Genomic DNA, 14,126 nt, shown 5'->3' on the forward strand with positions numbered 1-14,126 from the left:
TAAAATGGAGGGGCGTGTGGCTACCCCTAAACATTTTTTCAAGTATTTTATGTTGTTTTTCACTTAGTTTTATCTCGACAGCTTGCTTAACCATTTCCATTCATCCCCTTGGTTATTTTTTACAAGTTAAGAATAACATGGAAGGGGGAGTGAATTCAGCCGTTCTGCACTCGTATGACATGAAATCACCTTTATAGTATTTTCATTTTGACATATTATGAAGTACTTGAACACTTGAAAACACGGTTTTATCTTCTTTTTCCATTCATTTTAAATCACTTCATTAGATGTTCACATGATACTCTAAAAGAGCTGCAGCAAAATGCTTATTATGTATCTTGCAACAGCCCCTCTAAATTACTGCAAATCCTGCCCGCGTGTAAAGCCAATATAATTTCCATTACCATCTTTTAAACGAATTTCATTACGCCAGTAAGCATTAATGGTGTCCACAATCCCGGAAATACTGGAACGGCGTACATTTTTAGTGCTGCTGGATGTCGTATATAAACGGTTGGCAGATACTTTGCTGCCTTCGCTTATCGCATGCGATTGTTGTTTGCTGGATGAAGATTCACCATTAATCACCTTCATCACAGCTTGATAATGACTGCCAAGAGACTTTTTACGAGCTTCTCCATTTCCGTGCTTTCCCGCTTTCGTTTCTTCTACCAACTTCGAAATAGACTTTCCGCTTCCAGAAGAAGGATTATCGGCAGAAGAGCTATTTAACTGTTGATAAACTTGCTTACCTGCTAATCCATCAGCAGCTAAACCATAATACGATTGAAAACGTGTGACCGCATTCTCTGTATCATTACCATAATAGCTATCAATGCCATAGTTTTCAGCACTTTTATTGGGATAAAAAGGCGGTTGATTATTTGCCAGCTTTGTTTGCAGCTGTTTCACGGGCTCTCCGTATTCCCCGTTTCCTAATGTTTGCCCAGTCCAATTTCCCGACACCTTGGTCCAATTACTGCTGTTATTGTTTGCTGCTTTTGATATGGAATGGTTACCAGATGCTTTCCCGATCATCTTTTTAAATTGGTTCCATGTTACGCCATGTGTTCCATCTCTTAATTTTCTGGGGCAATGTTTTCCGCTCCACGTATGATGCTGGTTCACATGAGATGACGAAATGCTTTCCTTCTTCATAATATGTTTGACTAAAGCAGCCGTATTTTCAATAGCTTTCTTATAATCGCTATCTGCATTGACACAAACTTCTATCTGTATAGAATGAAGGTTTCCATTGCCTCTGCCGTCACCCGCTCCCCAAAGTTGAAAATGGTGGTCAAAAGACTGAATCGCCACTTTATCATCCACTTGCCAATGCCAAGCAGCTTCCCGAGAATTTCCGTTAGATTGTAAATTAGCATGATTTTGCGCTCCTGCACCACGCCTTACATTATCGGTTTCATGGATTGTGATATAGCTTTTTTGGTTATTATTACCATACTTAAATGACGTGTCATGAATGAGTTGTTCTTTCATTTGTACCACAATACCGCCCCCTATTATTAATTATTATTTTTAGCCCCTGTTCCAATCTATTTTACGAAGTTTCTTTTTCGAGCTTTTTGCCCAGCTTTTTACTGCCTCGATGCTCACCTTTTCCTGTATCGCAATTTCTTGATTAGACAATCCTTCTAAAATGGCACAGTGGAACCAGACTTTTTGTTTGTCTGTCAGTAACGTGGTGAATTGATAGAAATCGTTTTCATTATTATGCTCCACTATTTCTTGCGGGTCCCCTCCCCCTTCAAATTCCGCCGATATTTTCTTTCCATGTGCCTGACTATAGTTTCCTGATTTTGTTTCTACATTTTGTTCATGACCTAACTGTTCAAAGTACTTTTTTTCCACCATAGATTTCCGAAATACATCCACTAAACGATTGCGGATTTGAAAATTCATATACGTAGCTAAAGGTCCTTTATCCGGCATGTAGTTTTCATATGCTCTCCACATCGCTACCAATCCCTCTTGAAAATACTCCTCTTTTTCCTCTTCAATTTGCAGTCGTGCCATCTGGTAATATACCCTGCGCTGATTCTGTTCAATAAAATCCTCCAACTCCCACAACTTTTTACTCATTTATAACTCCCCTTTCAATTAGATTATTATTAATTTACCAGAATATAAAAGTTTTGTCATATTGCAAAATAGCATTTCAGGATAGAAATAGCTATAATTCAGTCAAATTTCCCTATTATTTTTGAACTACTTTATTGATATAAAAGACTTTTACTAGGACAATTTTCGAATTTTATACTTTTTGTAGACAAATACTAACATTTTCTGCAAATATCGTCGTAAAAACGCTACATAGCGCCTTTGAAAAGCTTCCATTACCCATTTTTCGAATGATTTCTTGCATACTAAATAAATTCACTTTAAATATGCCCCCTTTTTAAAACCAGAAACGACTATAGGGATGAAAGGAGGTGATGAACCATGGCAGTCGCTGAATTAACTGAATCCGTTTTGCAGCTGACGATAAACGAAGGTATTGATCCCATGACCGGGGAGTTTGTCTTCAAGCAAAAACGATTCAACAACGTCAAACCAGAAGCTACTGCTGAACAGCTCTTCCAAACAGCGCACGCATTCGCATCTGTTCAGCAGCATACGCTCTACGCTATCACGCGCCGAGACGCTTCAGACATTTATGACGAAGAAGCTTAATCACTGCAGTTTATGAAGAAAGGAGGTGAAAAACATGCGAAAACTGGAATTGAAATTCTTAAATGAAGAAGGCCGTGTAGTGACTTATACGTTGGACCATCCTGTCGAACCAGTCGATCCTGAAACAATCCAAGAAGCAATGGACACAATCCTCGGGGAAAACGCCCTTTACTCCACAGGCGGCAACCTGACTGAAGTACACAGTGCCCGTATTGTGGAGCGTATCGTGGAAGATATTGAATTATAATGTTTGGCTCATACAGGACTTTAGACCGTGAGGGACTCTCCTCACGGCATTGTTCTTGTATAAATGCTACAAAAGGCATGCTTATTCGACATTCGTTTATGAAATCAAAGGTGGTGAACCCTATGGAAGCATGGATTTCTCTTATAACGGATATTGGATTTCCTGCGGCGGTGACCTTCTACTTATTGCACCGGGTGGAAGGAAAACTGAATCAGTTAATTGAATCCATCTACGCGATTTCCATTCCTAAGAAGGTAAATGAATGATGAACATATAACATTTTCTGCCATAAAAATCCGAACGGCCATTTAGAATTCTCTTAGCAGAATTCTGATGAGTTCGGATTTTTTCGTTCTTTTTAGGTTTACGTATATTCAAGGCATAACTATCTTATATTTTAAATCGCTTTGAATTTTTAAATCATAAGAAAATCCCTTGCACTTCACGTAACGGAAACCGTTATACTTATCAGTAAAGGAACTGATTCAGATATATACCATTGGTGAATTCGGAGCAAAAACCGGATTTTCAACACGAACGCTGCGTTTTTATGAAGAGCTTGGGATTCTTTACCCAAACAAAAGAAGTGAGAATGGTCATCGTTTTTACGGATTAGAGGAACTCGCAACCTTACAGCGGATTCAATCATTAAAGTTTATTGGATACTCGTTGCAGGAAATTAGAGAAATGCTGGATAAAGAAGAAGTCACGTTAGACAATTTCGCTGATTCTCTTCCTATTCAGAGAAAGGTATTGGTGCACAAGCGGGAAGAATTAGACCGTGCTATTGCAGCCATCGATCATGTACAAGAACTTTTAAATGATAACTTTCTATTAGATTGGACGGTACTCACCTCGTTACTTCACGGGATGGAATTTGAAGAAGAACAAAAGGCATGGATGAAGGAGCATTTTCCAGATGATTTTGCATCGCTTTTCACAGATATTTCAAAGGAAGTTCGCGCGAAATTAGATAGAGAATGGCTGTCTATCCTGGCTGAAGTAAAAAGGTTGATGAGAGAAAACGTCCCTTCGCATGCCCCGGAAGCACAACAGGTATTGTTAAATATCAATGAATTATTTATGAAAATTGTCTCTGAAGATGTTATTACAAAAAACATCGATAACTGGGAAGAACAATTGGAATCTGCTGAAGCGGCGGATGATTTTGTAGCTCCGACTTTCTGGTCGAAAGAGGAAGAAGCTTATATGGAGGAAATAGCTAAAGCGATGGAACAGAAGTATAAAGAGGACGAAGAAAAATAATAAAATACATTTTTAGATAAAGAAAAAAGCCAGGCAACAACCTGACCTCCTCTTTTACCGTATATCTCGAACAACACTGTTTAAAATCATCGAAATCAATGAAATCACAATCGATGCGATAAACGCCGTACCAAACCCGTCAATGACAAAGGAAGGTCCGATAAGCGCCTGCGTAATCATCAATATAATCGCATTGACAACAATTAAAAACAATCCAAATGTAATCACTGTAATCGGCAATGTTAAAATTACCAAAATCGGCTTCACAAACATATTCAAGATGGCTAAAATAACACTTGCTAACAGCGCTGTTCCAAATCCATCCAGCTGAAAAGAATCAAAAATCTGGGCAACAGCTATCAGCGCAACAGCATTTAATACTAATGAAATAATTCCCCGAAGTAACATTAATACACGTCTCCCCTAGGCATAATAAAGGCAGCGATGAGATAAACAATCGCTAATGTAGAAAAACTCGGGATAAGCAGGATTAAGAAAATAATCCGCAACAGTGTCGGGTCTACATTTAAATATTCTCCTAATCCGCCAAGTACGCCGGCGAGTATTTTATTGGTTTCAGAACGCTTTAATTTTTTCATGAAAGTACCTCCTCAGGTAATTGTTTTGCTGTTTATTGATTCAAGCTTATGTGGGTTGCTATCCTTATATACGAAAATAGAAATGAAAAAGTTTCATTTCTATTTTCCCGCATCGTATTCTTTTTAAACAAAACAATTATTTGGAGACGTCTTTATCAAAATGCCAAGTATAAAAACGTTCTATAGATTGCCCTTCAATCAATTCATTTTTTACTTCTTCATCGATTTCATCCATCTTTTTAAACCAGCCAAACATGCCTGCTACCTGTGAGTCATGGGAGAGGACTGTTTGCAGCTTGGTATCAAACGTATCGTGCACATCATTGACGATATCCGGGCTGCCTAAATCTTCTTCATGCCCATTTGAAAAAGCTTGGGCCCAAACTTTGGGTCTTTCCTCAGGAGCCATTTCTTCTACTGCCTGGATTGCAGCAGCTCCCAAAGCATTATGATCCGGATGCACCGCATAGCCGGGATAATGCGTGATGACAAGGGATGGTTTAATTTCTTCCAAATACCCTCTTAAATGATCCGCTACCTCTTGTTTATCTTCAAATTCAATTGTTTTATCACGATACCCGAGCATTTTCAATTCGATATCCAGGGTTTCACATGCCTGCTTCAATTCTTTTTTGCGAATTTCAGGCAGGGATTCCCGATTTGCAAATGTCGGATTCCCCATATTTCTTCCCATTTGTCCTAACGTTCCACATAAATATGTTACCGGCACGCCTTCTTTTCGAAACTGCGCGATGGAGCCGGACGCTCCAAATGCTTCATCATCCGGATGTGGATAAATGACAACAACATGTTTCTCCATTTCGTTCACCTGTCTTTCTGAAATCAAACTATATCATTCGTGTCTGTTATTATTGTTGAAACGGTGTCTCGCTAATTTCCAATGCGACCATTAACCGGCCCTCATCGTCATGGCCGGCCATGAGCAGCTGATGTCCTTCATGGATCGTCCAATCCGTCAATCCTTCTGCATAAATCCAGCCGATTTCCATCTTCAAACCGACACGGTAGGAATTTCCGTCCCCTATAATTTTTGCATTCTCATATCTCACTTTTGCATTCCGTATATATGCGCCAACATTATAAGCATTGGCATCTAAATGACTCGCATAAGCACCATTTGTTGTCTCTAAATGGACATATACATCTTTATTTAAGTAACTGTCCAGCGCCTGCTGAACTTTTTCCATTTCTATCGGCTTCATGTTTCAACCTCCAATTCTACTCTTTCACTCTATCGAAATGCAGACACAGCGTCAAATGAACAGCTTCATCAAATTAATATACTGTCCTTCCTAACAAAGACCAGCCTGCAAAACACGATGCTTTACAGACTGGCATTTTTCCATTATTTACTGCTGACTTTCTCTTTCAGCACATCTTCCATACGTGCTTTATCTCTTTCTAAAACTGGGCCTAGGTATTTTCCTGTATAAGAGACGTCTGCCTGCTCTGCAATTTTTTCCGGAGATCCCGTCGCAACAATCTGTCCGCCGCGGTCTCCACCTTCTGGACCTAAATCAATAATATGGTCTGCGCTTTTAATCACATCTAAATTGTGTTCGATGATCATAACAGAGTCTCCATTATCCACCAGACGCTGCAAAACATCCAGCAAACGGCGGATATCAGCAGAATGAAGGCCGGTAGTCGGCTCATCCAGAATATAAAAGGTCTTGCCGTTGGAGCGTTTATGCAACTCACTCGCTAACTTCACCCGCTGTGCTTCCCCGCCGGATAAAGTTGTGGCCTGCTGACCTAACTTAATATAACCTAATCCGACATCGTACATGGTTTGAAGTTTCCGTTTAATCTTTGGAATTGCAGAGAAAAATTCCAATGCTTCTTCAATCCGCATTTCCAGGACTTCGGATATATTTTTGCCTTTATACTTCACTTCCAGGGTTTCTCGGTTGTAACGTGCCCCTTCACAAACTTCACATGGGACATAGACATCTGGCAGAAAATGCATTTCAATCTTGATAATCCCGTCTCCGCGGCAGGCTTCACAACGTCCGCCTTTCACATTAAAACTGAAACGTCCTTTTTTATAACCGCGTACTTTAGCTTCATTCGTTTGCGCAAATACATCACGAATGTCATCAAATACGCCGGTATATGTGGCCGGGTTGGAACGCGGCGTTCTTCCGATTGGAGACTGGTCAATATCAATGACTTTGTCGATATGCTCGATACCTTTGATAGACCGATATTTCCCGGGCTTCACTTTTCCTTTATATAATTCTTTCGCCAGGGATTTATAAACAATATCGTTTACCAGCGTACTTTTTCCAGATCCGGAAACACCAGTCACAACAGTCATCAAACCGATAGGAATTTCAGCGGATACGTTTTTTAAGTTATTTTCCGATGCCCCGGTAATTTTTATTTTACGCTTATCTGCTTTTTTACGTTTCGACGGTACAGGGATAAATTCTTTTCCGGATAAATAACGGCCGGTTAAAGAATTCTCATTTGCTTTCACATTTTCCGGTGTGTCGCTGGCGACAATCTCTCCGCCATGTTCGCCTGCACCTGGACCAATATCTATCAGCCAATCCGCTGCCAGCATCGTATCCTCATCATGTTCTACAACGATTAACGTATTATCCAAATCCCGCATTTGTTTAAGCGTTTCAATCAGCCGATTATTATCACGCTGATGCAGACCGATGGAAGGCTCATCAAGCACATAAAGCACACCTGTCAGCGCAGATCCGATTTGTGTTGCCAGGCGAATCCGCTGCGCTTCCCCTCCTGAAAGTGTTCCTGCTGAACGGGATAAGGTTAAATAATCCAGACCAACATTATTTAAAAATGCCAGACGGCTATCAATTTCTCTTAAAATCAGACGTGCAATCTGACGGTCTTTGTCACTTAGTTCAAGCTGCTGGAAGAAGTCTTTAGCTTCCAAAATCGAAAAATCGGTTACTTGGCTGATATGCTTTCCATCCATTAATACAGCCAGTGCTTCCTTATTTAAACGGTTCCCTTTACAAGTCGGGCAATTTTTCTGAGCCATATATTTTTCTAATGTTTCACGTATAAAATCGGATGACGTTTCTTTATATCGGCGCTCCACGTTCTTTAGCACCCCTTCAAAAGGAGCATCCTTCGTACGGGAACTGCCAAAATCATTCTCATAATGAAAATGAATTTTTTCCTTTCCGCTGCCATTTAAAATGATATCCATTTTTTCCTCAGGAATATCTTTCACTGGGACATCCATCGGAATCGCATAATGGTCACAAACACTTTTGAGAAGCTGCGGATAATACTGTGAACTGATCGGTTCCCAAGGTGCAATCGCATGTTCATTCAACGTTTTATCCCAATCCGGAATAACCAATTCCTCATCCACCTCAAGTTTGGAGCCCAATCCATCACAGCTTGGACAAGCACCGAACGGGCTGTTGAAAGAGAATAAGCGCGGCTCCAGCTTCCCAATGGAAAAACCGCAAATCGGGCATGCATGGTTCTCGCTGAACAACAGCTCTTCATCGTCAATCACATCGACAATAGCATTGCCATCGCCAAGTTTCAATGCTGCTTCAAGAGAATCACTTAAACGGCTTTCGATGCCTTCTTTCACCACTATACGGTCAATAACAACCTCGATAGAGTGCTTTTTATTCTTTTCCAAATTAATATCGTCGGTAACTTCCATCATATTTCCATCTACTCGGATACGTACATAGCCTTGCTTTTTCAAGTCTTCTAATACTTTGACATGTTCTCCCTTCCTGCCTGATACGACAGGGGATAAAATCTGCATTTTCGTTCTTTCCGGATATTCAAGCACCCGGTCAACCATCTGCTGTACAGTCTGGGAACTGATTTCAATACCGTGCTTTGGACAAGTCGGTCTTCCTACCCGTGCAAATAGTAAACGCAGATAATCATAAATCTCGGTCACCGTTCCCACAGTAGACCTTGGATTTTTGCTGGTTGTTTTCTGGTCAATCGAAATAGCCGGTGATAACCCTTCAATCACATCGACATCCGGTTTGTCCATCTGTCCCAGGAATTGTCTTGCATAGGCAGACAGAGATTCAACATACCTGCGTTGACCTTCCGCATAAACGGTATCAAAGGCAAGGGAGGATTTCCCGGAACCGGACAGTCCGGTCAGAACTACTAATTTATTTTTAGGAATATCCACATCTATATTTTTTAAGTTATGTGCTCTTGCACCTTGAATGTTTATAGATTTGCTTGGCATAAAAACCTCATCCTTCCGCTTTAAGCTCCAAGAGAACATCTCTTAATTCCGCTGCTTTCTCGAAGTCTAGATTTTTGGCTGCTTGTTTCATTTCTTCGTCCATATTTTCGATGACCTTTTGTCTTTCCTTCTTCGTCATCTTCTTCACTTGTTCCGCTTCCGATTCGTAGGTTTCCGGAGCTTCGGCAGCAACCGTTGCCTGAATAACATCCCGGACTTCTTTCCGAATAGTTTGCGGGGTGATGCCATATTTTTCATTATATGCTTGCTGTACTTCACGACGGCGGTTCGTTTCATCCATCGCTTTTTGCATGGAATCGGTTATTTTGTCTGCATACATAATGACTTTGCCCTGCTCATTACGCGCAGCACGACCCATCGTCTGAATTAAAGAACGCTCGGAACGCAGGAATCCTTCTTTATCTGCATCCAAAATGGAAACCAGCGATACTTCCGGAATATCCAGCCCTTCCCGGAGAAGGTTAATTCCGACAAGCACATCATATTTTCCGACACGAAGATTGCGAATCACTTCAATCCGCTCCAATGTTTTAATTTCCGAATGCAGGTAAGCAACTTTAATGCCGATTTCTTTTAAATAATCGGTTAAGTCCTCTGACATTTTCTTCGTCAACGTCGTGATTAAGACACGCTCTTTACGTTCCGTCCGTTTATTAATCTCACTAATTAAATCATCAATCTGTCCATCAATCGGTCGGACCTGCACTTCCGGATCCAGCAAGCCTGTCGGCCGGATGATCTGCTCTGTCATTTCCGGTGAATGCTCTAATTCATATGGCCCCGGCGTTGCAGAAACATACACCAGTTGATTGGTTTTTCCCTCAAACTCTTCAAATCGTAACGGCCGGTTATCCATTGCAGAAGGCAGCCGGAATCCGTGATCCACCAGAACCTGCTTCCGGGCTTGGTCTCCATTGTACATACCGCGGATCTGCGGCAATGTCGCATGGGATTCATCAATGATAACTAAAAAGTCATCGGGAAAGAAATCCAGCAAAGTATAAGGCGTTGCTCCCGGCTCACGTAACGTTAATGGACGCGAGTAGTTTTCAATTCCGGAACAAAAGCCCATCTCCCGCATCATTTCCAAATCATAATTGGTCCGTTGTTCTAAACGTTGCGCTTCCAGCAGTTTCCCGGCATCATGTAATTCTTTCAGCCGTTCTTCCAGTTCTTTTTCGATATTTTTAATCGCTATTTTCATCTTTTCATCACGGGTAACAAAGTGAGAAGCTGGGAAGATAGCTACATGTTCACGGTCTCCGATAATTTCACCGGTTAACGCATCGACTTCCCGAACCCGGTCAATCTCATCCCCAAAAAATTCTACCCGGATACAGTGTTCTTCATGTGATGCAGGGATAATTTCTACGGAGTCTCCGCGTACACGGAATGTCCCGCGCTGAAAATTAATATCATTTCTTGCATATTGAATATCCACCAGCTCCCGCAACAGCTGATCTCTCTCTTTTTCCATGCCGAGCCTTAAGGACAGCACCTGGCTCTTATATTCTTCCGGATTACCCAAACCGTAAATACAGGAAACACTGGATACAATTAAAACATCATTTCGTTCAAAAAGTGCGGATGTAGCCGAGTGACGTAATTTATCAATTTCATCATTGATACTTGCATCCTTTTCAATAAACGTGTCGGTAGAAGGCACATAAGCTTCCGGCTGATAGTAGTCATAATAGCTCACAAAATATTCTACCGCGTTATTTGGAAAGAATTCTTTAAACTCACTATACAGCTGACCTGCCAATGTTTTATTATGCGCAATCACAAGTGTCGGCCGGTTAATTTCTTTGACCACATTGGACATGGTAAATGTTTTTCCCGTTCCGGTAGCACCGAGCAATGTCTGGTGACGCTGGCCGGCAAGCACTTTTTCAACAATGTCATTAATTGCTTCCGGCTGATCGCCCGCCGGTTCATAAGCAGATACTAATTCAAATTGATCCTTCATCCTATTTCCTCCGTTCCTTGCAATAACTATTATCTATTATACCCTTTTTGCCAAAAACGAACAAGCATTCGATATTTTCTTTATATTGTTGTATACAATTTATTTAAAATCCTCTACTTCTATTATAGCCTTTCTGTCAAACACTCAATCCTTGATTCTATTTTATAATAACGAAAAGAATGCTTGGAGCACGTAACAACTGCTGTTCCAAGCATTCTTTTATTAAGATGCGTTATTCTTTCTCTCTCTTCTTGCTTTAAAAGGTTCTTCTGCAAATTGAAATCCTAAGGAATGATGTTCTCCTTCGTACAGAGAGCATTGTACAAAACGGACTTCTTCGTCCTGGTTGAGCACTTCCATTTTAATATAAGCGCCACTCCCCTGCAGCGCTTCATAAAAAGCTTGAGGAGTCTGTACATTTCTTCCATGAACTCGGTAAACCACTTCGCCAGGTTCTATTTTTAGCCTGTCTGCAGGGCTTCCCGGTAAAACACCGACAACCCGCAACCCTTTTGCATGTGGCTGATAATATGGCCGGCGCAAACGGTCGCCTTCTCTGTAACGGTAATTCAAATATTCTTTTCCTATTATCGCCAGGATAATGGCAGTAAGGGAAAGATATGGAACAAATACACCGCCGACAGCAATAAGCAGAATACCGATTGCTAAAAAGGTATTCGCTTTTGCGAGTTTATAGATAGCCTCCTCATGGAAATGCCCTTTAGCTTTGTAGTTAAACCCTATTAAAAAGGGAATAAGCACTAATCCCAAAGAAGATTCGCCAATGGATAAATAAGGCCACCAAGGCGCAAAAGAAGTAATTGCTCCTTCAGGTACGAGCATCAGCAGCGGTACAACCGTTAGCCGCTTCAGCTGCTGCACACCTACCCAAGCCCCGCGATCACTTAATTGAATGCTTGGAAACACGTCCTGTTTTTCTATCCGTTTAATCAATAAAGACTCTACAAAAAGAAGCAGACCTGCCAGCACCGCTAACGCCGGAAGACTCCGTCCGTACAGCAAGGAGTAATCCACAACATTTTGCATGTCTAATACATAAGGCGCAAAAAATAAAATAAGGAATGTCAGCCCCAAAGTATAACTGGGGGAAAGTAATGTAAAACGCGTACTGACACTTAAAATAACAAAGCTGAGTGCTAATACGAGAAGCGTTTCATACGAAAATACCATTCCGGCACCGATAATAACAGCCGATATCAATATCCCGCTGATTAATGCAACAAGCCAGGTCCGATGCCATTCCATAAACCTGGGATACATTTTTATCCCGAAATCATACCGCTCACGTTTTATACGAAGATAACTTGCCATCGTTAATATAAATAAAAACCAGTATAATGCCGGGTTCAGAAAAAATTTGCCTATGCCTTTTGCCAATTCAATAAGCCATGATTCCACCAATACGCTTCACCTGCTTTGTAAATCCTATTTGTCAATGAAAATTTGTTCATCCATCACAATAGGATGAATGAACAAATCTCCTGTTTTACTGATACAGTTCTTCTAAAGAACGTTCTAACTGTCTGTCATCTTCACCTTCGCGGATTTTTTCCACTACTTGGGTTTCAATTAACCCGCCGGTTTCTTCATCTACTTCTCCGGTTACTTCCAAATCATTATCTTCCTGGAATGCTTCTACAGCACTTTCCGTTTCCTCACTGAAGTAGCCGTCTGTTCTTCCCGTATCGTATTCCAGTCCAGATAACATCTCTTGCATATTCGCAATCGCTTCGCTGGTATGGTCAACAGTAAGCGGTTCGTCGTCTGTTACTTGAATAGGGGTTGCATAATAGTAATCATCCTGTCTTTGTTCGATGGTCGGTTCGACACCTTCTCCGTCAATCGAATTACCATTAGGCGATAACCATCTAAAGGTTGTCATTTTAACAGAACTGTCATCCCCTAACGGAATAGCCTGCTGTACAGACCCTTTTCCGAAACTGGTTTCGCCGACAATATCATAATCCAGCTCTTTCATAGCAACAGCGATAATTTCAGAAGCAGAAGCACTGCCTTCATCAATCAACACACTGATCGGATAATCCTTTTGTTCATCTAAATCAGATACATATTCTTCTGCATTCCCGTCAGCATCTTCTATTTGCAGATAAGGCATGTCGCTCGGCACAAATTGCTGCAGAATTTCTTCAGCAACATCCAGCAATCCGCCTGGGTTTCCGCGAACATCAATCACCAGTCCGTCAATACCTTGATTTTCTAATTCGGTCAGCTGCTCTTCAAATTCTTCCCCTGTATGTTCGGAGAAGTTGGTGATTTGAATGACTCCTGTATCATTTCCACCTTCTGAATCCACTTCACTATACACTGTTTCAACTGGAATAGTATCCCGTTCAATTGTTACTTCAAATGGGTCAGAAGTACCTGAACGCTGTATTTCTAAAACCACATCGGTTCCTTTTTCTCCGCGTATTTTAGCAACAGCCTCGTTCACATTTAATCCTTCCAGACTTTCACCGTCCACACTTAACACTTGATCGTTTGGACGCAGACCCGCTTTTTCGGCCGGAGATTCTTTCATTGGAGACATAATGGTAATATAGCCGTCTACCTCGCTGACCTCTGCACCGATTCCTTCAAAAGAGGACTCAATTTGTTCATTGAACTGTTCCATCATTTCACTATCTAAGTAAGAAGTATGCGGATCGTCCAGTGTAGAAAGCATGCCTTCAATGGCGCCTTCCACCAATTCATTATCATCCACGTCTTCTATATAGTTGGATTGAATCAACTCAAAAATCTGGGATACTTTATCTAAATCTCCCGATAATTCGCCGCCTGATTCTTCACCGCTGTTACTCAATGTACCATTGTCTGAATCAGACATTTCTATAGCAGAGTTGTCCCCCTGGTTCTGGGCTAACTTCACCCCGCCATATCCGCCTAGCACACCGATAAGTAATGCACCGATTAATATCAATATGATTTTAGTTTGATTAAGCTTCATTGCTACACCTCTTTATTACTTCAAAAGATTTCATTCACCTCTGAAGTCGAATTAATGTATCCATAACCACAGCAGGAACTTTAGTTTGTCTTATTCTTCTATTATAC

Annotated in this window: 14 protein-coding genes; 4 read left to right on the plus strand and 10 right to left on the minus strand. The window is 41.1% G+C overall.

Annotation, left to right across the window (positions count from 1 at the left end; translation table 11 throughout):
• Nucleotides 1–357: 357 nt before the first annotated feature.
• Both ACFQ19_RS16795 and ACFQ19_RS16800 read right to left on the minus strand, forming a co-directional pair.
• The gene (locus ACFQ19_RS16795) at nt 358–1,497 is read right to left on the minus strand and encodes an N-acetylmuramoyl-L-alanine amidase (protein WP_379593873.1); all 1,140 of its coding nucleotides are present in this window, start codon (nt 1,495–1,497) and stop codon (nt 358–360) included.
• A 39-nt stretch (nt 1,498–1,536) separates the two neighbouring features.
• The gene (locus ACFQ19_RS16800; protein WP_379593815.1) at nt 1,537–2,100 is read right to left on the minus strand and encodes a sigma-70 family RNA polymerase sigma factor; all 564 of its coding nucleotides are present in this window, start codon (nt 2,098–2,100) and stop codon (nt 1,537–1,539) included.
• A gap of 360 nt (nt 2,101–2,460) precedes the next feature.
• Here ACFQ19_RS16800 and ACFQ19_RS16805 point away from each other — a divergent pair, with 360 nt between their 5' ends.
• The 4 genes from ACFQ19_RS16805 to ACFQ19_RS16820 all read left to right on the plus strand — a co-directional run bounded on the left by ACFQ19_RS16805 (nt 2,461) and on the right by ACFQ19_RS16820 (nt 4,204).
• Nucleotides 2,461–2,691 (plus strand): DUF1659 domain-containing protein, encoded by a 231-nt coding sequence (locus ACFQ19_RS16805; protein ID WP_379593816.1) that lies wholly within the window; start codon nt 2,461–2,463, stop codon nt 2,689–2,691.
• 34 nt (nt 2,692–2,725) lie between these two features.
• Nucleotides 2,726–2,938 carry a DUF2922 domain-containing protein gene (locus ACFQ19_RS16810; RefSeq protein ID WP_379593817.1) on the plus strand — a complete coding sequence of 71 codons (213 nt, stop codon included), beginning with the start codon at nt 2,726–2,728 and terminating at the stop codon, nt 2,936–2,938.
• 122 nt (nt 2,939–3,060) lie between these two features.
• A complete protein-coding gene (locus ACFQ19_RS16815) occupies nt 3,061–3,204 on the plus strand; it encodes a YvrJ family protein (protein ID WP_379593818.1) in 144 nt (47 codons plus the stop codon).
• A 232-nt stretch (nt 3,205–3,436) separates the two neighbouring features.
• Entirely contained in the window at nt 3,437–4,204 is a 768-nt protein-coding gene (locus ACFQ19_RS16820; protein ID WP_379593875.1) for a MerR family transcriptional regulator, read from the plus strand.
• A 54-nt stretch (nt 4,205–4,258) separates the two neighbouring features.
• Here ACFQ19_RS16820 and ACFQ19_RS16825 read toward each other — a convergent pair whose 3' ends face one another.
• The 8 genes from ACFQ19_RS16825 to ACFQ19_RS16860 all read right to left on the minus strand — a co-directional run bounded on the left by ACFQ19_RS16825 (nt 4,259) and on the right by ACFQ19_RS16860 (nt 14,019).
• Entirely contained in the window at nt 4,259–4,612 is a 354-nt protein-coding gene (locus tag ACFQ19_RS16825) for a phage holin family protein (RefSeq protein ID WP_077601948.1), read from the minus strand.
• The gene (locus ACFQ19_RS16830; protein WP_379593820.1) at nt 4,612–4,803 is read right to left on the minus strand and encodes a PspC domain-containing protein; all 192 of its coding nucleotides are present in this window, start codon (nt 4,801–4,803) and stop codon (nt 4,612–4,614) included. The genes ACFQ19_RS16825 and ACFQ19_RS16830 overlap by 1 nt, the downstream gene beginning before the upstream one ends.
• 136 nt (nt 4,804–4,939) lie before the next feature.
• Nucleotides 4,940–5,623 (minus strand): bacillithiol biosynthesis deacetylase BshB2, encoded by a 684-nt coding sequence (gene bshB2, locus ACFQ19_RS16835; RefSeq protein ID WP_379593821.1) that lies wholly within the window; start codon nt 5,621–5,623, stop codon nt 4,940–4,942.
• Between the two features lie 49 nt (nt 5,624–5,672).
• A complete protein-coding gene (locus ACFQ19_RS16840; protein WP_379593822.1) occupies nt 5,673–6,026 on the minus strand; it encodes a YojF family protein in 354 nt (117 codons plus the stop codon).
• Nucleotides 6,027–6,169: 143 nt separating this feature from the next.
• Complete coding sequence (gene uvrA, locus ACFQ19_RS16845) at nt 6,170–9,043, minus strand: excinuclease ABC subunit UvrA (protein ID WP_379593823.1); 2,874 nt, start codon at nt 9,041–9,043, stop codon at nt 6,170–6,172.
• 7 nt (nt 9,044–9,050) lie between these two features.
• Nucleotides 9,051–11,033 (minus strand): excinuclease ABC subunit UvrB, encoded by a 1,983-nt coding sequence (gene uvrB, locus ACFQ19_RS16850; protein ID WP_379593825.1) that lies wholly within the window; start codon nt 11,031–11,033, stop codon nt 9,051–9,053.
• A gap of 222 nt (nt 11,034–11,255) precedes the next feature.
• Nucleotides 11,256–12,452 carry a PDZ domain-containing protein gene (locus ACFQ19_RS16855; RefSeq protein ID WP_379593826.1) on the minus strand — a complete coding sequence of 399 codons (1,197 nt, stop codon included), beginning with the start codon at nt 12,450–12,452 and terminating at the stop codon, nt 11,256–11,258.
• A gap of 88 nt (nt 12,453–12,540) precedes the next feature.
• Nucleotides 12,541–14,019: a S41 family peptidase gene (locus ACFQ19_RS16860; RefSeq protein ID WP_379593827.1), complete on the minus strand. Its 1,479-nt coding sequence runs from the start codon at nt 14,017–14,019 to the stop codon at nt 12,541–12,543.
• Nucleotides 14,020–14,126: the final 107 nt, after the last annotated feature.

It is taken from the genome of Oceanobacillus locisalsi (genome assembly GCF_042675985.1).
GTDB lineage: Bacteria > Bacillota > Bacilli > Bacillales > Amphibacillaceae > Oceanobacillus > Oceanobacillus locisalsi.